Consider the following 16,509-nt stretch of genomic DNA (forward strand, 5'->3'; position numbering starts at 1 on the left):
GCCGCACCGCGAGCGGCGGTCATCCGCCCCGGTAGTCGCCCAGTGTGCCCCCGACTCACCCGATCGCGGTGCGGCACTTCCATTCCCGATTCGTCTGAAGTGAGCTGGAATGCCGCATACGAAAACCGTCCGGGAATCTTCGATCACCGTTTATTCCCCGGATGATGGCCGACCGGTCGGAACTGTTTGGGTGGATTCGCCCGAGCAGGTGAACACCGCGGTGAATCGCCTCCGGGCCGCCCAGATTCCCTGGCGTGCAATGGGTGTCATCGGCCGCCTGCACTGGCTGACGCAATTCCGCGAATGGCTACTGGACAGTGACGACGCCATCACCGATCTGCTGGCGAGCGAAACCGGAAAGTCGGTGTCGGCGGCGCGGCGGGAATTCGACCTGGCCGTCGAGGCCATCGACTACCACCGCAGCCACGGCGCGGAATTCCTTGGCGTACAACGCCCCCGGGCGCACAGCATGCCGACGCTGGGGGTGCACCTGTCGATCTCCTACCGCCGCTGCGCGGTGGTGGGGGTGATCGCGCCCTGGACCTATCCGCTGGCGCTCAGCCTCTTCGACGCCGTTCCGGCGCTGCTGTCGGGCTGCTCGGTGATCGTCAAACCGTCGAGTGTGACGCCGTTGACCGTCAACGAGGTGGTGTCGGGCTGGGCGCGCGTCGGCGCACCGGCGGTGCTCACCGCCGCGCTCGGTCCGGAGGCCGGACCCGCCGTCCTCGACACCGTCGACCACGTGCACTTCACCGGCTCGGCCGATACCGGCAAGGTGGTGGCGCTGCGGGCCGCGAGCCGGCTGATCCCGTGCCGACTCGGGCTGGGCGGCAAATCCACGGCGATCGTGCTCGCCGACGCCGATCTCGATCGCGCCGCCGCGGCGGTGGCCCTGGGCGGTCTCGCCGAATGCGGGCAGGGGTATCACAGCATCGAGCGCGTCTTCGTCGAATCCGCGGTCTACGAGGCGTTTCTGGACAAACTCGGCACCGAGGTGGCGGCCTTCGGGGCCGAGGATCCCGAGGACACCGACCCCTACGTCATGACCTCCGCGGCCCACGTCCGATTCGTGGCCGGTCAGGTCGAGGACGCGGTGACGAAGGGTGCGTCGGTGCGCATCGGCGGGGCGGGGACGGGCAATCGTTTCGAGCCGACGGTCCTCGCCGACGCCGATCCGGCCATGGCGGTGATGACGCAGCAGACGCTCGGACCGCTGCTGCCGGTCATGCGGGTCGCCGATGTGGAGGAGGCGATCGAGCGCACCGCGCTGCCCTGGTGCGGGCCGAGCGTGAGCGTCTGGACCACCGACGACGCGACCGGCGGGTACGTCCGGGCGCGCCTGACGGCTCCCGAGGTGACCGTGAACGATGTGTCGATACATCTGACGCCACCGGGTTTCGCCAGGTAGCGGCGGGTCTGGCGGCTGCTTCGACGAAAATGCTACGCTCGTGTATAAATTTGGTCGGCTGGTTTTCGGCAGCGAAGTTGTGCAAAGGAGCACGCGATGACCACACAGACCGAGCGTCCGCAGTTCAACGCGCCCACCCGCAAGATCCGAGAGGTCGACTACGGCTTCTTCGGACCCGATTCACCCACCTGGAAGGTGTGGACCGCGCCGACCGCGGTGCTGGGATTCCAGCGTTCGGTCACGCTCGAGCATTTCGATCCGGATCTGACCGCCGCGGTCGCGGACGTCGGCGGCATCTACAGCGATCCGCGCGGCCGGCTCGACCACACCTTCGCCTACTTCCTCATCGCCGCGGTGGGCGACAGCCGCATGGCCGTCGAATCCGCCGATCACCTCATGAAGGTGCACGCCAAGGCAACCGGTATCGAGCCCATCACCGGAAAGCGCTACAGCGCCAACAATCCCGACTCGCAGCTGTGGATCCACGTCACCGGCTGGCATTCGGTGCTCAAGTGCTACGAGCAGTACGGACCCGGACCGCTGTCGCCCGCCGAGGAGCGGCGGTACTGGGCCGAATGCGCCGTCGCCGCCGAACTGCAAACCTGCAAACCGGCGGACGTACCGCGCTCGCGAGCGGAGGTGCGCGACTACTTCGCTGCCGTCAAGCCGCGCCTGTGCAGCTCCGACCGCGCCCACCGCGCCATGCACTACCTGTTGCACACCCCGTTCGACCGCGGCTTCCGGCTCGGTTTCGGCAGCCGCCTCATCGCCCCGGCCGTCATCGCCACACTCCCGAGGTGGATGCGGGAGACCGGCGGCTTCGACCACCCGCGTGTGGTGGACGCGGGTATCCGACCCGCCGCCCGACTCGCCGTGGCGGCGGTCAGCGGCGACCGGGCCAAACTGGCCGTGCTGCGCTCGGCCATCGGCCCGATGACCGCGCGGCTGTACCGTGAGCACCTCGAGGCGGGCGTCCCGGCGAATCCGACCGTGGTCACCCCCGCCGCGGCGCGCGAGCGCTACGGTCTGCACGGCCGCCGCAGCGCCTAGCGCACGGCCTGGGTCTGGGTGACCTTGGCGACGAGATCGCCCGCGTCGTCGTGGATCTCGGTCTCGACCACGATGAAGGCGCGACCGGCGTGCAGGGGGCGCGCGGTGGCGGTGGCGTAACCGGAGCGGACGGCGCGCAGGAAATTCGTCTTGGACTCGACCGTGGTCGTACCGGCCTTGCCCTCGGGGAGATTCAGATACGCGCAGACGGCGCCGGTCGAGTCGGCCAGGGCCATCAGCACGCCGCCGTGCAGCACACCGCCCAGGGTGCACAGGGATTCGTCCCACGCCAGACGGCTGCGCACCAGATCGGCGCGACTGTCGAGCACCTCCACGCCGAGCCGTTCGGTGAACGGCATGGACCGGTGGAAGAGGGCGGTGCCGGCGGTGTCGATCGTTGTGGTCATGACCTCGAGCGTGCCGGACGCGGGTGCGCGGGTCGATTACCTTCGAGGTAATGCCGCCGCGCCGGTGCTCACCTGCGTCGCTGCCGTGGATCTGCTGGATCGGCTACGATTCGAGGGCCGTTCGGTCCAGAAACCGGCCGTGGCGTCGATGACGCATGCCCACCCTGCCCGCAGGGGTCGATCGGAGGCAATGATCTTGTTCCGCCGCACCACCGGACGCCGCACCACCCGGCGCACCCGCCCCGTCCCCATACCCGTCGGCGGTGCCCGTGCGGCGTGAGCCCTTCGAAAGCCTGGTCGCCGACCGGGTGTGGCCCCAGCCCCGGGTTCTCCTGATCGAGGACGACCCCGCCGACGCCCTCCTGGTGGAGGAGTTGGTCACCGAGGGCGCGCCCGGATGCACCCTGCGGTGGGTGCGCTCGCTGGCCGAGGCGGATCCGGAATTGCGTGCGGGCACGGCCAATTGCGTGCTGCTCGACCTGCACCTGCCCGACGCCAACGGCCTGGAGGCGCTGTCGCGGGTGCGCGGCCGCACCGATGTGGCGGTGGTGGTGCTCACCGGGCTCGACGAGGAGCACACCGGCCTGGCCGCCGTCGCCGCCGGGGCGCAGGACTATCTCGTCAAGGGCCGGGTCGAACCCGAATTGTTCGGGCGCGCGGTGCGATACGCGATTCAGCGCAAACAGACCGAGCACACCAGCGCCGCCCTCCAGGCCAGTCAGATGCGGGCGCAGGAGAACGCCCGGCTGGAACGCGGACTGCTGCCCACGCCGCTGCTGCCCGCGCGCAGTGCCGTGACCGCCGTCCCGCGCTACCGGCCCGGTCGGGCACACGCACTGCTCGGCGGTGATTTCTATGATGTGGTCGCCGATGCCGACGGCATCGTGCACGCGGTGATCGGCGATGTCTCCGGCCACGGCCCGGACGCGGCCGCCGCCGGGGTGGCGCTGCGCTTGGCCTGGCGCACCTTGATTCTCAGCGGCGTCACCGGCACGCGACAGCTGCGGCTGCTGGAACAGGTGCTGCTGGCCGAACGCACCGCGCCGTCCACCTTCGCCACCGCCACCAGCCTGGAGCTGCGTCCCGACGACGGCACCGTGCGGGTGCTGCGCGCGGGTCATCCCGGCATGCTGCTGCGCTGCGGCGACGAGGTCTCCTGGCTGGAGACGCCCGGTGGTCCGGCGCTCGGCTTCCTGCCCGGTCGGGCCGACTGGCCGGAACACACGGTGGCCCTGCCCGCCGACTGCGGTCTCGCCCTGCTCACCGACGGCCTGTTCGAAGGCTGCGTGAACGAGCACGGCGACCGGCTCGGCGAGGACGGCCTGCTCGACCTGGCCCGCCGCATCCGCGCCGACAGCCCCGACGCCTTCCTGGACGCGCTGATCGGCCAGGTCGAGTCGCTGGCCGCCGCATCGGGCGGACTCGACGACGATGTGGCCATGCTGTATCTGCACTGGGCCGACGACAGGGAGAACCGCGACTGATGGCATCCGAGCGACCCTCCGGACCGGTGGGGAAGCTGACGGCACAGGCATGGCTGCACGTGGTCCTGGCGAGTCTGCTGTTCGTGGTGGCACTGGCGGCGCTGGCCGTCGCCCAGGTGGTCGCCGAGACCACGGAGGTGACCGACCGGCTGGTGGCGAGCGCACTGCCCGCGCAGAACGAGGCCATTCGCCTGCAGAACGCGCTCATCAGCCAGGAGACCGGTATCCGCGGCTACGCCATCACCGGCGATCCACGCTTCCTCCAGCCCTACTACGACGGCAGATTGGAGGAAGGCCGAGCGGCCCAGCGGCTTCGGGAGCTGGTGGGCGATCGGCCGGTGGCGATCGCGGATCTGGCCGCCGTCGAACAGGCCGCGGCGGGCTGGCGCGGTTCCTACGCCGAACCGCTGATCTCGGCGGGCTCCGCAGCGGCGGTGCGCGATCTGGGGGATGTCACGGCCGCGCAGGGCAAAGACATCTTCGACCAGCTCCGCGATCGCTTCACCACCCAGGAGGAGCATCTGAACGAGATGGCGGCGACCGATTCCGCGGCGCTGGCGCGGACCCGGACCGTGCGCAACGCGATCCTCGGTGTCATGGTCGGGGTCTGCCTGCTGACCGGTATCGCCATGATCGTCCTGGTCCGGCGGCTGATCGTGCGGCCCATGCGGGAACTCACCGAATCGTCGCAGCGGGTGGCGGGCGGCGACTTCACCCACCGCATCGACGGCCGCGGTCCAGCCGACGTGGCGGCGGTGGCGACCGCGGTCGACGATATGCGCCGCCGCATCCTCGCCGAATTGGAGTCCTCCCGGGAACAGCAGGCGCGGGTGGAGGAGCAGCGTGCCTTCCTGGACAGCCAGACCCTGGAACTGCGCCGCTCCAATGCCGAACTCGAGCAGTTCGCCTACGTCGCCTCCCACGACCTGCAGGAACCGCTGCGCAAGGTCGCCTCGTTCTGTCAGCTGATCGAGAAGCGCTACGGCAGCGAACTGGACGAGCGCGGCAAGCAGTACATCCACTACGCGGTGGACGGGGCCAAGCGCATGCAGGTGCTGATCAACGATCTGCTGGCCTTCTCCCGCGTGGGTCGGGTGATCACCGGCACCGAACCCATCGGGTTGGACGAGCCGCTCGACCGCGCGCTGGCCAATCTGTCCGCCGCCATCGAGGAGAGCGGGGCGCGTGTCGTCCGCCCGGACCGGCTGCCCGAGCTGGTCGGTGAACCCGTGCTGCTGACCATGCTGTGGCAGAACCTGATCGGGAACGCCATCAAGTTCCGTGCCGCCGATCGCGCACCGGTCGTCGAGATCACCTGCGTGGCGGATGCGGACGGCGGCTGGTCGTTCACGGTGACCGACAACGGCATCGGCATCGAGCCGGAGTTCGCCGACAAGGTGTTCGTCATCTTCCAGCGGTTGCATCCGCGCGGTGAATACGGCGGTACCGGAATCGGTTTGGCCATCTGCAAGAAAATCGTCGAGTACCACGGTGGTCACATGGGGATCGACACCGACTACACCGGTGGCACCCGGTTCCGTTTCACGCTGGTCGCGGCGGTCGAATCCACCGTCGACCGGCCGATCACCGCCGAAGAAGGAGCATCGCCATGAACGAGGTCGTCCGTCCGATCGATATCCTGCTGGTGGAGGACGACCCCGCCGACGAGCTGATGACGCGAGAGGCGTTCGAGGACAACAAGATCGGCAACACCATGCACGTCGCGCGGGACGGGCAGGAGGCACTGGACTTCCTCTACCGTCAGGGCGAGCACGCCGACGCCCCGCGCCCCGACCTCATCCTGCTCGACCTCAACCTGCCCAGATACGACGGGCGGGAGGTACTCGGCAAGGTCAAGACCGATCCCGAGCTGGCGCACATTCCGGTGGTCGTGCTGACCACCTCGGCGGCGGAGGAGGACATCCTGCGCAGCTACCAGCTGCACGCCAACGCGTACGTGACCAAACCGGTGGATCTGGACCAGTTCATGGCCGCGATCAAGCAGATCGACGAATTCTTCGTCCAGGTGGTCCGGCTGCCCCGGCACTGACCGGCCGGGGCGGCCCGATCACACCGAGAGATCGAGCTCCCCGGCGGCGAGGGCCTCGTCCAGGGTGTCGAACAGCGCCACCACCTCGTCCAGCCCCGTCACGTCGATGGGGCGGCGCACCTGCGGGCTGGCTGCCACACGCAGCCGGGCCGGTTTGGCCGCCTCGGCCGCCACCAGCAGGGCGCTCAGCCCCACCGAGCCCATGAAACCCACCCCCGACATGTCCAGCACCGGCACGCGCCCGGTGGCCAGGGTCTCCTCGAGCACCGACCGCAGCTCGGGGACCGAGGCGATGTCGATCTCACCGTTCGCGGTCACCACGAGCGTGCCATCGTGCTCGTGGACCGCCACGGACAGTGTTCGGGACGTCCCGCTCTCGGTCACCGTCGAGTCCTTTCTCCAGGGCTGCCCAGGTACTGTGCGGGCGGCCGGTTCCTGGCCGCGCGCCATTGCGTGCGTACCCATCCGCCGTGTGTTCAATCCTCCCACAACGGGTCGAATAGCCGTGAGTTGCACGGGTATTGCTACCAAGGAGCGACTAGGACAGATGGTGCGACTCGCCGGCAACGGCGGAACAGGAGGCGGCGTGTCGATGATGATCCAGCGACCGCGGCAAGCGCAACCATCGACGCCCCTGCGCGTCCGGCTGCCCGCCGAGCCCCGCAACCTGGTGATGGTGCGCCGGGCGCTGCGCGACTGGCTGCCGACCACGGGAATGGCGTCGGAACGGGTGGACGATGTGGTGCTGGCGGTGACCGAGGTGTGCTCCAATGCCATCGAACACGGCTATCGGGACCGTCCGGGCACCGTGCACGTCGAGGGCTGGGCGACCCGGTCCGCGGTGCACCTCGTGGTGACCGACCACGGCCGGTGGAGACCACCGCGACCGGATCCGGGCGAGGTGCGCGGCCGCGGCCTGCGACTGGTCCGGGCTCTGGTTCCGGAGGTCCGGCTGGAGACCGGCAGTACGGGGACGTCGGTGGAACTTCGGCTGCCCTTGTCCGGCTGACCGCTAGCGGCTCAGCGCGAAGCCCGGGTAGCCGTGCTCGCGCTCGGTGTCACAGCGGCGGCGATAGTTGCCGAAGCCGCCGATGTAGGGCATGAACACCCGCTTCTTACCATCCACATTGGCACCGATGTACCAGGAATTGGCGCGCACGAACAGGGTGCCCTCCGCCACCTCGGTGAGGTGGGCGGTCCACTCCGCGGCGGCCTCCGGGCGGGCTTCCACCCGGGTGACACCGGTGGCGCGGCAGTGGTCGATGAGCGCGAGCACCCAGTCCAGTTGCTGTTCGGAGTGCAGCGCCATATTCGCCATCACCGACGGGGTTCCGACGCTGTTGACGCTGAACATGTTGGGAAAGCCCGGAATTCCGAAGCCGAGATAGGTGGTCGGGCCGTCGGCGAAGGCGTCGTGCAGCCGAACACCGTTCGCGCCCCGTGGATTCACCCGCAGCAGCGCGCCGGTCATGGCGTCGAACCCGGTGGCGTAGACGATGGCGTCGAACTCCAGGAACCGTTCGCCGGTGCGGATGCCGGTGGCGGTGATCTCCTCGATGGGCTCGCGGCGCAGATTCACCAGGTCGACGTGCGGCTCGTTGAACATCTCGTAGTAGCCGACGTCGGTGCAGATGCGCTTGGTGCCGATGGGGTGGTCGGTGGGAATGAGATCGGCGGCGACGGCGGCGTCGGCGACCTTGGCGCGAATCTTGGCCTCGGCGAACTCCCGCACGATGTCATTGGCGGCCAGATCGCTGTTCTGGTCCGGGAAGACCTTGTTGAACAGCACGCCGCCCTCGTTCCAGCGCTGTTCCATGGCCGCCAGGCGTTCGGGTTCGCTCAGCTCCAGTGCCTTGGTCTGGATACCGGTGTGCGGGGTGGCGGCCGGGGCGTAGTAGGACTTCGCGCGGCGTTCGGCGTAGCTCGCGCGGATGCCGCGCTGTTCGTCCTCGGTCCACGGCCGGTTCGGCATGGGCACGCTGTAGTTCGGCGAGCGCTGGAAGACGGTGAGGGCGGCGGCCTCGCGCGCCAGCAGCGGCGAGACCTGGATGCCGGAGGAGCCGGTGCCGATCACGGCGACCCGCTTGCCGGTGAGGTCCGCGCCCGTCTCCGGCCAGCGGGCGGTGAACAGCTCGACGCCCCGAAAGGTGCCGGCCCCCGGGATATTCGGGCGGATGGGTTCGGACAGGCAGCCGGTGGCGAAGATGACGAAGCGGGCGGTGACGGTGTCGCCGCGATCGGTGCGCACCGCCCAGGTGGCGGTGGGCTCGTCGAATTCCGCGGCGGTGACGCGGGTGCCGAACCGGTAGTGCCGTCGCAGTTCGTAGCGTTCGGCCACATGTCGCAGGTAGGCGTGGATCTCCGGTTGCGCCGCGAAACGCTCGGTCCACGTCCAGGTCTGCTGCAATTCCGGATCGAAGGAGTACGAGTAGTCCACGCTCTCCACATCGCAGCGTGCGCCCGGATAGCGGTTCCAGTACCAGGTGCCGCCCACATCGTCGCCCGCCTCGATGCCGAGCACGGTCAGACCCGCCCGCACCGCATGGTGGACCCCGTAGAGGCCCGCGAACCCCGCCCCGACGATCACCACGTCGTACCGGCCGTCCGCCTCGCTGTTGGAGTGCATGCTCGCCCTCTCGCCCATTCGTCTCGAGTATTTCGAATAGGCATATGGTCGAGCGGGTGAGCGCGGCGCCGCGACCCTTCGTCCCACTGATCAGGAGCGCGGACCCGCTACTCGTGCGGCGGTTCGCCGGTCACCACGTGATCGGCGTGATTGAGCCCCTCGCGCACCAGTCGCGCCAGATGCCCGTCCCGCAGCCGGTAGATGATCCGCCGCCCCTCGCGGCGGGTGTCCACCATGCCGCTGAAGCGCAGTTTGGCCAGATGTTGGCTGACCGCGGTGCGATTGGCCCCGACCGCCTCGGTCAGCGCCGTCACATCAGCCTCGGACGCGGCCAGAATCCACAGGATGTGCAGCCGGGTGGAATCGGAGAGCATGCGGAAGGTCGAGGTCGCGGCATCGAGGCGGGCCTGGTCCGGGGCGATCGGATGGCTGAGGCTGGCAGCGGATTCCGCGGCCGGAATACCTTTGCGCGCCATCAGCTCACCTTCCTACCGAGACCGGCCCTCCCGTGCCCGCCGGTGCGGACACCGGCCACAACCGGGCGGCCGCCATAGCCGCAAGTGTAGCGATCGCCGCCAGTACGGCCGCTGCCACGAACAGTCCGCCGGCCGGATCCGCCCGCCCCGCCAGCGCGCCCGCCCACCCCGCGATGGGGTAGGTGAGCAGGAACGCCGCGTGCGACAGTGAGAACTGAGCGGTGAACACGGCCGTCCGGTCGCCGGGTGGGGATCCTGCCCGCAGCAGCCGGGCTGCCGGTGTATTCACCAGGGAAGTGCCCGCTCCCAGCGCCATCCAGGTGCAGGCCAGCAGCGGCCAGTCGAGCAACGGTGTCAGCGCGGCCGCGGCGGTCGATCCGGCGGCGAGCAACCGCGTCCCCGTGAGCATGAGCCGCCGGTCACCGAGTGCCGCCAGCAGGCGGGGCGTGGCCAGGGCCACCGTCAGGGAGCCGAATCCGAAGCAGCCCAAGGCCACCGCCACCCCGGTCGCCGTGCCGTGCAGCAGTTCCCGCACGTACACGACGGTGTTCACCACCACCAGCGCCGTCGCGGCCGCCACCGCGAGATTCATGACCAGCAGGGCGCGTAGCGCGGGCAGGGCCAGCATGGCCCGTGCGCCCGCGGTGATGCGGCGCGGCAGCGACTCTGCCGTCGGCACCGCGGTGAGCCGGGGGAGCGCGGTGCCTACCACCATGGCGGCCGATACCGCGAAACCCGCTGCCGTGCCGAGGAACAGCAGGTGGTAGCCCAGCACGGTCAGTAGGGCGGCGGCCAGCGCCGGACTCAGCAGCGACTCCAGGTCATAGGCCACCCGAGACAGCGACAGCGCGCGCGTGTACTGCCGCTCCTCGACCAGGATCGCGGGGATCACGGCCTGGAAGGCTGGCGTGAAGGTCGCCGAGGCGGCCTGCAGGACGAAGATTAGCGCGTAGATCTGCCACACCTGCGTCACGAACGGCAGCAGCACCGCGACTGCGGCCCGCACGGCATCCGCCGAGAGCAACAGCAGCTTGCGCGGCACCCGTTCGGCCACGGCCGAGATCACCGGGGCGACAAAGACATACGCCACCATTTTGATGGCCAGCGCGGTGCCGAGCACCGCGCCGGCCCGACTGCCCGCGATGTCGTAGGCCAGCAGGCCGAGGGCGACCGTGAGCAGGCCGGTGCCGATCAGCGCCACCACCTGCGCGGTGAACAGCCGGCGGAATCGCCGGTGCCGCAGAACCTCCATCACGCCGCCCACTATAAGCCAATAAGTGCGCAGTTGTGCACATGATGTCATGTTGTGCCGGGTAGTGCTGCCGCCGCGCGGGTCGGTGCGATATCGCTCGGTGCGACGGTGGGACGCCCTATCCTCGCCGTATGGGGAGGATCTCCGCGGTCGGCTACCTGATCGCCCTGACCGCCTCCGTCCTCGCGGGCTGCGCCGAATCCGATACGGCCCAACCGGTCTCGGAGCGCTCGGGGGTCGCCGAGGTGCGGCAGCCGCGGACGGTCTCCCGTGCGCCCGAACCCGACGGGCCGCCCGCGTGCGGCGATCTCGGTGTGCCCGCCGACTCGCCGGACTGCCGCCTGCGCTCCCGCGATCCGGTCGGCCTCGCCTTCACGGTCCGGCGGACCACCGTGGACGGGCGGACCGACGCGACCATCGAGGTCGCCGGGCCCGACGGCGCCGCCACGCAGACACTCGCCGAGCGCGATATCCGGCATCCCTCCGATCCGAGCCTGCGCGATATCGACGGTGACGGTCGTGAGGAGCTGATCGTCCCGCTCCACCTCACCACGCCGAATACCCGCTACGCCGTCTATCACGCGTCGGGAGCGGCCACCGAACTGCGGCGGGCCGGTGAACTCACCGGCGTCGCCATCGACACCACCGCCGACGGCTATGTGGCGTCCACCGCCCGCGACGCCCAGCTGAGCTGGTCGGTCGGGTTCTGGCGCTTCGCGGACGATGTGTTGACCCCCCTCGTCACCGCCCGGGTGCGCCTGGACACCGACGGCACTCGCGTCACCGACAGCACGTGCACCGTGGTGGACGAGGGCGGATTGTCGGACACCGAGCTGCCCTCGCTGGTGGAGGCACGGGAACGGTTCTGTACCGAACCGGTGGTACTACGTATTCTCCGGGGCTGAATATCCGGGCTGGATTCGGTAATTCCCCGGATGTGACCTCATCCGCGCGTGGATGAGGATGGACATCACAACAGAACAGGCTTCCTCGGCATACCGCCGACGTGGCCGCCGGAATCGGAGGACCACCGCCTCGCCGATGACGTCGAGGCCAGCGCAATGGGGCGCGACCGTCTAACGATCCAACCGGTTGGTTATGGGCGGTTGCCGGGACCGCCGAGCACAACTAGATACGAGCGCCCTTGGAGCGATTACAGGCGCGGCACAGGATCTGCAGATTCGCCGCGCTGGTCGCCCCACCCCGGCTGAGCGGGATGATGTGGTCGAACTCCAGATAGTGGCTGTCGCCGCACTCCACGCACTTGCCGCCGTCGCGCTGCCACACCTCCGCCTTGACCTCTTGGGGAATGCTGCGGGTATCACGCTGCCCCGGGGTGAGTGCGAGGCGCTTGGCCACCCGCAGCGCGCCCTCCAGGCTGGCGGCCGTGTAGTCCGGATCGGCCACGTCGAAGGTCGCCCCGCCGCGTGCCGAGGTCGCGGCCAGCACCACGCGACCGTTCTCCGAGATCACCGAGACCACGCGCGCCCAGGGCATTTCGATGCCGGTGTCGATGCCGACGAAACGCAGCTTCTTATTGCTGCAGATGAGCCTGCCCTCGCTGTGCTTGGGTCCGCGCGACAGCTGGCGGATGTGGATGGCGGGCACATCCAGGTGCACCTTCTCCTCCGGATCGAGGTGCAGGCCCACCGCCCGCACCACCGGCAGGTCCCCGGCCCGCAGCCGGGACAGCGTATGCCCGCGCTGCATGCGCCGCCGCAGATCCTCGATGAGCGGACCGGTCAGGGCCAGTTCGCCGACCGCCGCGTCGAAGGCGTCGCGTTCGGCCTGCTCGATGACCCCGTCGGCGAAGGCGAACGCCACCAGGCGTTCCACATGGTCGTGCCCGACTGGCCGCAACCGCTCCAGCCCCAGCGCCTGATCGATGCGCTGATAGCGCAGTGCCGTCCACAGCGCCTCCCAGTCCGCACCGTGTGTCCCGGTCGTCCGCAGTACCCGCGCGGCGCGCTGCACCCAGCCCTCGAGATACTCCTCGATCCGGTCCGAGCACTCCCGGCACGGGGCGGGCCGCCCGAACAACCGCCAGCGCCGCGCCCGCCCGCATCGCGGGCAGTGCCGGGCGTCGGTGGACGGCACCGGTCGCACGGAACTGGTCCACTGCGCCGCGTCCCACCAGCGCAGGCGTGCGGGGTCCTCCGGATCCACGTGCCAGTCCGCCCGCTCTGGATGCGGCGGTGGCAGCAGCAGCGATGGAATCTCCCGGGCTTCCCGCTCCAACGACAATCCCGGCCGCATCCGCCGCTCCCACGGCGCGGAGCCCCCCGCCCGCGTTCCCGCCATCTCGTGGTCGGCATCCGTGCGCTCCGGGGCTTCCTCGTCGTCGACCTCGACGCCGAATTCGGTGACGATGCCCGCCAGCCCGCTGGCCCAGCCCTGCGCGATGGCGCGGAAACGCCACTGCCCGTCGCGGCGGTAGAACTCGCCGAACATCATGGCCCGCACCGATTCCCCGGCGTCGATCTCGAACCAGGCCACCGGGCGGCTGTGATCGAACACGGTCAGGACGAGACCCGGGATCTCGGTGAAGGAGTCGGCGTCCACCGAGCCGGTGAGGACGATGCGTGTGACGTCGGATTCGGTGCGCGGGAGGGAGACCGACAGGCGCGCGGTGCCGGGGGCGGGCGCCTGATCCAGGGTGACCGCCTGGGATATGTGGCGGGGCGCGTTGAAGAAGACGAAGTCCCGGTCGGAGCGCACCCGGCCGCCGTCGGCGAGTAACAGGGCGTGCGCGTCCACCTCGTGTTCCGACTGCCACGAAAGGACAACGGTCAGAAGCGATGTCGGCACCGGCGCATGGCCACCCCTGATCAGTTTCATCGTGATCGAACTATGCCATGTCGCTCCGACACGCCACCCGGCCGAATAGAACCGGGCGGTCTTACATGTACTTTGGCCGCCGCTCCGGCACAGTGGAGGCATGACCACTCCGAAGGGCCCCGGCAGCAACCCGAAGGGGTCCGGCCGCAAGGGCCAGCAGCGCGCCGCCAGCCCCGGCGACCTCATCGCCGCCGCCCAGTCCGCGGTGGAGGCGGCCCAGCACGCCGCGGGCCAAGTCCTCGACGCCGCCCAGCTCACCGCCGGTACCGCCTTCGACACCGCGGTGCGCCTCCCACCGGCCTCCGTGCAACTGGCCGCCCAGCTCCCCGACCTCATCGAGAACCTCGCCACCGCCATCGACCGGCTCAATGCCACCATCGACCGTCTCGACCGGACGCTGGCACTGGCCGATCCGGCCTTCGCCGCCTACGACCGCCTGCTCCCGCGGCTCGAGGCCATGATCGCGTTCGGCGAGGACGTGTTCACCCGGCTGTCCAGACTCCCCGGCGTATCCCTGCTGGGTCGCTTCACCGTTCCCCGCGAGGAAGCCGAGCCCGCCCCGCCCGAACCGAAGTCGCGCCGCGATCGCCGGAAATAGCCGCCTGCGGTCAGGCCGAGGGCAGGGGTGCACGCGGTGCGACGCCGATACCCGGCAGGGCGCGCAGCGCGGCGGCGGCCTTCCAGACCATCTCGTGGTACTCGGCCTCGGGATCGGAGTCCAGGACGACGGCCCCGCCCGCGCCCACGCGCCAGCGGCCGTGCTGGCGCACCGCGGTGCGGATGACGATATTCAGATCGGCGGTGCCGCCGAGACCGAGGAAGCCGATGGTGCCCGAGTAGACGCCGCGGGCCTCGGTCTCGAGGCCGTCGATGATCTCCATGGTGCGCAGCTTCGGGGCTCCGGTCATGGACCCGCCGGGAAAGCAGGCGCGGACGCAGTCGATCACGTCGTGGTCGGCGCGCAGGGTGCCGCGAACGGTCGAAACCAGCTGGTGCAGGGTGGTATACGTCTCGACCGCCATCAGCTTGGGCACGTGCACGGTGCCGATCTCGCACACCCGGCCCAGATCGTTGCGCAGTAGATCCACGATCATGAGGTTCTCCGCGCGGGTCTTCGGGCTGCTGGCCAGTTCCGCCGCCAGTTGTTCGTCCTCGGCGGCGGTGAGGCCGCGTGGCGCGGTGCCCTTGATGGGCTTGGACTCCACCGTGCGCGTGCGGTCGATCTTGAGGAAGCGCTCGGGGGAGGAGCAGGCCACCTCCAGCCCCGGGAAGCGCAGGAAGGCCGCGTACGGGGCGGGATTGCTGCGGCGCAGGGTGCGGTAGACGTCGAGCCCGTCGGAATCGGCGGGGAGATAGGCGCTGTCGGTAATGCAGATCTCGTACGACTCGCCCGCGCGCAACTGCTCCCGGCAGGCCGCGACATCGGCGAGATACCGCTCCCGCCCCCGGGTCAGCAGCGGCGCGACCGTCCGCTCCTCCGCGACCAGGTCCAGGGCGGGCGGGTTCTCCCAGGTGGGCAGCGCGGCCACGACGGCGCGCGTGGCGGTGAGCCAATCCCGCGCGACCCGAACCGATTCCGCGCCCGACTCGGCCAGCGCCAGCAGATGGGTGCGGCCCGCCTCGTGGTCGACGACGATCAGCCGGTCGGCGAACATCCACTGCGCGTCCGGGGCGGGCGCGCGGTGCGCGGCGGCCGCACCGCAGTCCGCCTTCATCTCGTAGCCGAGGTACCCCACGTAGCCGCCGACGAAATCGAAAGGCACCGGCGGGAATTCGATGCGGCGACGACGTAGCTCCCGGGACAGATAGTCCAGCACCCCGCCCGCGACCTGTCGTCGGCCGCCCGCCGACTCCACCTCCACGCTGCCCGCGCCGACCCGGTAGCGCACCACCTCGGCCAGCGGTCCCGAGGCGTCCCCGAGGAAGGAGAACCGGTCCAACCCGGGCTCCACATGTTCGCTGTCGAGCCAGAACGCCGTCGCCGAATTCCGGTACAGCCGCAGGAATACCGCCTCGGCGTCCAGGGCACGCTCGATGGTCGTGCGCTCGACCCGGTACTCGACGGTCGCCGCGTGCGTCTCCGATAGGGGCTGTGCGGCACGGTTCTCCGGTGTCGCGACGTCGTGGCCTTCCGATGCGGCCTCCGCGCGCGGGCCGAAAGCAGCGCCGTGTCCGCCGAGTCGACGACCGGATCCGGGCCGTGCCGCGTCAGGGCTCGCGCTCCCGCTCCGGCCGGGGGTCCGGGCACCGGCCGCCTCCGTCAGCCGCGCGAAGTTCCGCAGCAGCGTGCGCCCGTATTCACTCGCGATGGACTCCGGGTGGAACTGCACCCCCCACTGCGGTCGGCCGCGATGCCGCACCCCCATGATCACTCCGTCCGGCGTGGTCGCCGTGACCTCCAGGGCCTCCGGCAGCGGCCGCGCCGCGCACAGCGAGTGGTACCGCACGGCCGTGAAGTCCTGCGGTACACCCGCGAACAGATCTCGCCCGTCGTGGGTGACGCGATCGGGATAACCGTGCCGGGGTTCGGGAGCCCTCGTCACCACCCCGCCCGCCGCGAGCACGATGCCCTGGTGGCCCAGGCAAACACCCAGCAGCGGTAACTCGCCGCAGGCGATGAGCGCCGCCGAGATGCCGACATCGCGCGGCACATCCGGTCGGCCCGGTCCGGGGGAGATGACGATGTTGTCGAAGGCTTCCAGTTTCAGCTCGGCCGGATCGTCGACCTCGTCATTGCGCACGACCACGGGTTCGATCCCGTTCACCTCACTGATCAGCTGATACAGGTTGTAGGTGAACGAGTCGTAGTTGTCGATCAGGAGCGTGCGCATTTGCCTGGCAGACTACGCCGCCCGGTGCCGAACATCGCACTTCGACCTGCGTGAACATGGCCACCGCCACTTCTGCTGGCATATGCC

Annotated in this window: 16 protein-coding genes; 9 read left to right on the forward strand and 7 right to left on the reverse strand. The window is 69.8% G+C overall.

All coding sequences use genetic code 11. The annotated features are described in order from the left end of the window. The first annotated feature begins 109 nt into the window (after positions 1–109). Both ON31_RS09335 and ON31_RS09340 read left to right on the forward strand, forming a co-directional pair. Positions 110–1,408, forward strand: coding sequence for an aldehyde dehydrogenase family protein (locus tag ON31_RS09335; RefSeq protein ID WP_081592319.1), 1,299 nt, complete (start codon positions 110–112; stop codon positions 1,406–1,408). Positions 1,409–1,504: 96 nt separating this feature from the next. Continuing rightward, complete coding sequence (locus ON31_RS09340; RefSeq protein WP_051037022.1) at positions 1,505–2,458, forward strand: oxygenase MpaB family protein; 954 nt, start codon at positions 1,505–1,507, stop codon at positions 2,456–2,458. On the opposite strand, the gene ON31_RS09345 is transcribed toward ON31_RS09340, so the two are convergent. Then, positions 2,455–2,865, reverse strand: coding sequence for a PaaI family thioesterase (locus tag ON31_RS09345; protein ID WP_039811613.1), 411 nt, complete (start codon positions 2,863–2,865; stop codon positions 2,455–2,457). The genes ON31_RS09340 and ON31_RS09345 overlap by 4 nt on opposite strands. On the opposite strand from ON31_RS09345, the gene ON31_RS09350 reads away from it, so the two are divergent. Genes ON31_RS09350 through ON31_RS09365 form a run of 4 tightly spaced genes read left to right on the forward strand, consistent with a single transcriptional unit; the run spans position 2,864 to position 6,399 of the window. Then, positions 2,864–3,145, forward strand: a complete 282-nt coding sequence (locus ON31_RS09350; RefSeq protein WP_039811615.1) for a hypothetical protein — start codon at positions 2,864–2,866, stop codon at positions 3,143–3,145. The two genes, ON31_RS09345 and ON31_RS09350, sit on opposite strands and share 2 nt — an antisense overlap. Then, complete coding sequence (locus tag ON31_RS09355) at positions 3,135–4,349, forward strand: PP2C family protein-serine/threonine phosphatase (protein WP_051037033.1); 1,215 nt, start codon at positions 3,135–3,137, stop codon at positions 4,347–4,349. Before ON31_RS09350 ends, ON31_RS09355 begins: the two co-directional genes overlap by 11 nt. Continuing rightward, positions 4,349–5,962 carry a sensor histidine kinase gene (locus ON31_RS09360; protein ID WP_085996368.1) on the forward strand — a complete coding sequence of 538 codons (1,614 nt, stop codon included), beginning with the start codon at positions 4,349–4,351 and terminating at the stop codon, positions 5,960–5,962. Before ON31_RS09355 ends, ON31_RS09360 begins: the two co-directional genes overlap by 1 nt. Next, entirely contained in the window at positions 5,959–6,399 is a 441-nt protein-coding gene (locus ON31_RS09365) for a response regulator (RefSeq protein WP_029932702.1), read from the forward strand. The genes ON31_RS09360 and ON31_RS09365 overlap by 4 nt, the downstream gene beginning before the upstream one ends. Before the next feature lie 18 nt (positions 6,400–6,417). Here the strand turns inward: ON31_RS09365 and ON31_RS09370 are convergent, their stop codons facing one another. Then, entirely contained in the window at positions 6,418–6,783 is a 366-nt protein-coding gene (locus ON31_RS09370) for an STAS domain-containing protein (RefSeq protein WP_051037024.1), read from the reverse strand. A gap of 163 nt (positions 6,784–6,946) precedes the next feature. On the opposite strand from ON31_RS09370, the gene ON31_RS36560 reads away from it, so the two are divergent. After that, positions 6,947–7,408 (forward strand): ATP-binding protein, encoded by a 462-nt coding sequence (locus ON31_RS36560; RefSeq protein WP_039811622.1) that lies wholly within the window; start codon positions 6,947–6,949, stop codon positions 7,406–7,408. Between the two features lie 3 nt (positions 7,409–7,411). On the opposite strand, the gene ON31_RS09380 is transcribed toward ON31_RS36560, so the two are convergent. The 3 genes from ON31_RS09380 to ON31_RS09390 all read right to left on the reverse strand — a co-directional run bounded on the left by ON31_RS09380 (position 7,412) and on the right by ON31_RS09390 (position 10,753). After that, positions 7,412–9,043, reverse strand: a complete 1,632-nt coding sequence (locus ON31_RS09380) for a flavin-containing monooxygenase (RefSeq protein WP_051037025.1) — start codon at positions 9,041–9,043, stop codon at positions 7,412–7,414. An 89-nt stretch (positions 9,044–9,132) separates the two neighbouring features. Then, positions 9,133–9,501 carry an ArsR/SmtB family transcription factor gene (locus ON31_RS09385; protein ID WP_039811627.1) on the reverse strand — a complete coding sequence of 123 codons (369 nt, stop codon included), beginning with the start codon at positions 9,499–9,501 and terminating at the stop codon, positions 9,133–9,135. Positions 9,502–9,505: 4 nt separating this feature from the next. Further along, positions 9,506–10,753, reverse strand: coding sequence for an MFS transporter (locus ON31_RS09390; RefSeq protein WP_303621443.1), 1,248 nt, complete (start codon positions 10,751–10,753; stop codon positions 9,506–9,508). A gap of 131 nt (positions 10,754–10,884) precedes the next feature. On the opposite strand from ON31_RS09390, the gene ON31_RS09395 reads away from it, so the two are divergent. Continuing rightward, positions 10,885–11,658, forward strand: a complete 774-nt coding sequence (locus ON31_RS09395) for a hypothetical protein (protein ID WP_039811629.1) — start codon at positions 10,885–10,887, stop codon at positions 11,656–11,658. 223 nt (positions 11,659–11,881) lie between these two features. Here the strand turns inward: ON31_RS09395 and ON31_RS09400 are convergent, their stop codons facing one another. Next, positions 11,882–13,591 (reverse strand): TerD family protein, encoded by a 1,710-nt coding sequence (locus ON31_RS09400; RefSeq protein WP_039811631.1) that lies wholly within the window; start codon positions 13,589–13,591, stop codon positions 11,882–11,884. Between the two features lie 100 nt (positions 13,592–13,691). On the opposite strand from ON31_RS09400, the gene ON31_RS09405 reads away from it, so the two are divergent. Beyond that, complete coding sequence (locus ON31_RS09405) at positions 13,692–14,189, forward strand: hypothetical protein (protein WP_039811634.1); 498 nt, start codon at positions 13,692–13,694, stop codon at positions 14,187–14,189. Positions 14,190–14,199: 10 nt separating this feature from the next. Here ON31_RS09405 and pabB read toward each other — a convergent pair whose 3' ends face one another. Further along, positions 14,200–16,422: an aminodeoxychorismate synthase component I gene (gene pabB, locus ON31_RS09410; RefSeq protein WP_051037026.1), complete on the reverse strand. Its 2,223-nt coding sequence runs from the start codon at positions 16,420–16,422 to the stop codon at positions 14,200–14,202. Between the last annotated feature and the right edge of the window lie 87 nt (positions 16,423–16,509).

The sequence above is a fragment of the Nocardia otitidiscaviarum NBRC 14405 genome (genome assembly GCF_000308635.1).
GTDB classification, from domain to species: domain Bacteria; phylum Actinomycetota; class Actinomycetes; order Mycobacteriales; family Mycobacteriaceae; genus Nocardia; species Nocardia otitidiscaviarum.

Excerpts from the sequence above, each read along its gene's own strand:
- pabB (WP_051037026.1), bottom strand. The coding sequence starts at position 16,422 with ATGCGCACGCTCCTGATCGACAACTACGACTCGTTCACCTACAACCTG.
- ON31_RS09390 (WP_303621443.1), bottom strand. The coding sequence starts at position 10,753 with ATGGAGGTTCTGCGGCACCGGCGATTCCGCCGGCTGTTCACCGCGCAG.
- ON31_RS09380 (WP_051037025.1), bottom strand. The coding sequence starts at position 9,043 with ATGGGCGAGAGGGCGAGCATGCACTCCAACAGCGAGGCGGACGGCCGG.
- ON31_RS09405 (WP_039811634.1), top strand. The coding sequence starts at position 13,692 with ATGACCACTCCGAAGGGCCCCGGCAGCAACCCGAAGGGGTCCGGCCGC.
- ON31_RS09385 (WP_039811627.1), bottom strand. The coding sequence starts at position 9,501 with ATGGCGCGCAAAGGTATTCCGGCCGCGGAATCCGCTGCCAGCCTCAGC.
- ON31_RS36560 (WP_039811622.1), top strand. The coding sequence starts at position 6,947 with ATGGTGCGACTCGCCGGCAACGGCGGAACAGGAGGCGGCGTGTCGATG.
- ON31_RS09335 (WP_081592319.1), top strand. The coding sequence starts at position 110 with ATGCCGCATACGAAAACCGTCCGGGAATCTTCGATCACCGTTTATTCC.
- ON31_RS09400 (WP_039811631.1), bottom strand. The coding sequence starts at position 13,591 with ATGAAACTGATCAGGGGTGGCCATGCGCCGGTGCCGACATCGCTTCTG.
- ON31_RS09365 (WP_029932702.1), top strand. The coding sequence starts at position 5,959 with ATGAACGAGGTCGTCCGTCCGATCGATATCCTGCTGGTGGAGGACGAC.
- ON31_RS09340 (WP_051037022.1), top strand. The coding sequence starts at position 1,505 with ATGACCACACAGACCGAGCGTCCGCAGTTCAACGCGCCCACCCGCAAG.
- ON31_RS09395 (WP_039811629.1), top strand. The coding sequence starts at position 10,885 with ATGGGGAGGATCTCCGCGGTCGGCTACCTGATCGCCCTGACCGCCTCC.
- ON31_RS09345 (WP_039811613.1), bottom strand. The coding sequence starts at position 2,865 with ATGACCACAACGATCGACACCGCCGGCACCGCCCTCTTCCACCGGTCC.
- ON31_RS09350 (WP_039811615.1), top strand. The coding sequence starts at position 2,864 with ATGACCTCGAGCGTGCCGGACGCGGGTGCGCGGGTCGATTACCTTCGA.
- ON31_RS09360 (WP_085996368.1), top strand. The coding sequence starts at position 4,349 with ATGGCATCCGAGCGACCCTCCGGACCGGTGGGGAAGCTGACGGCACAG.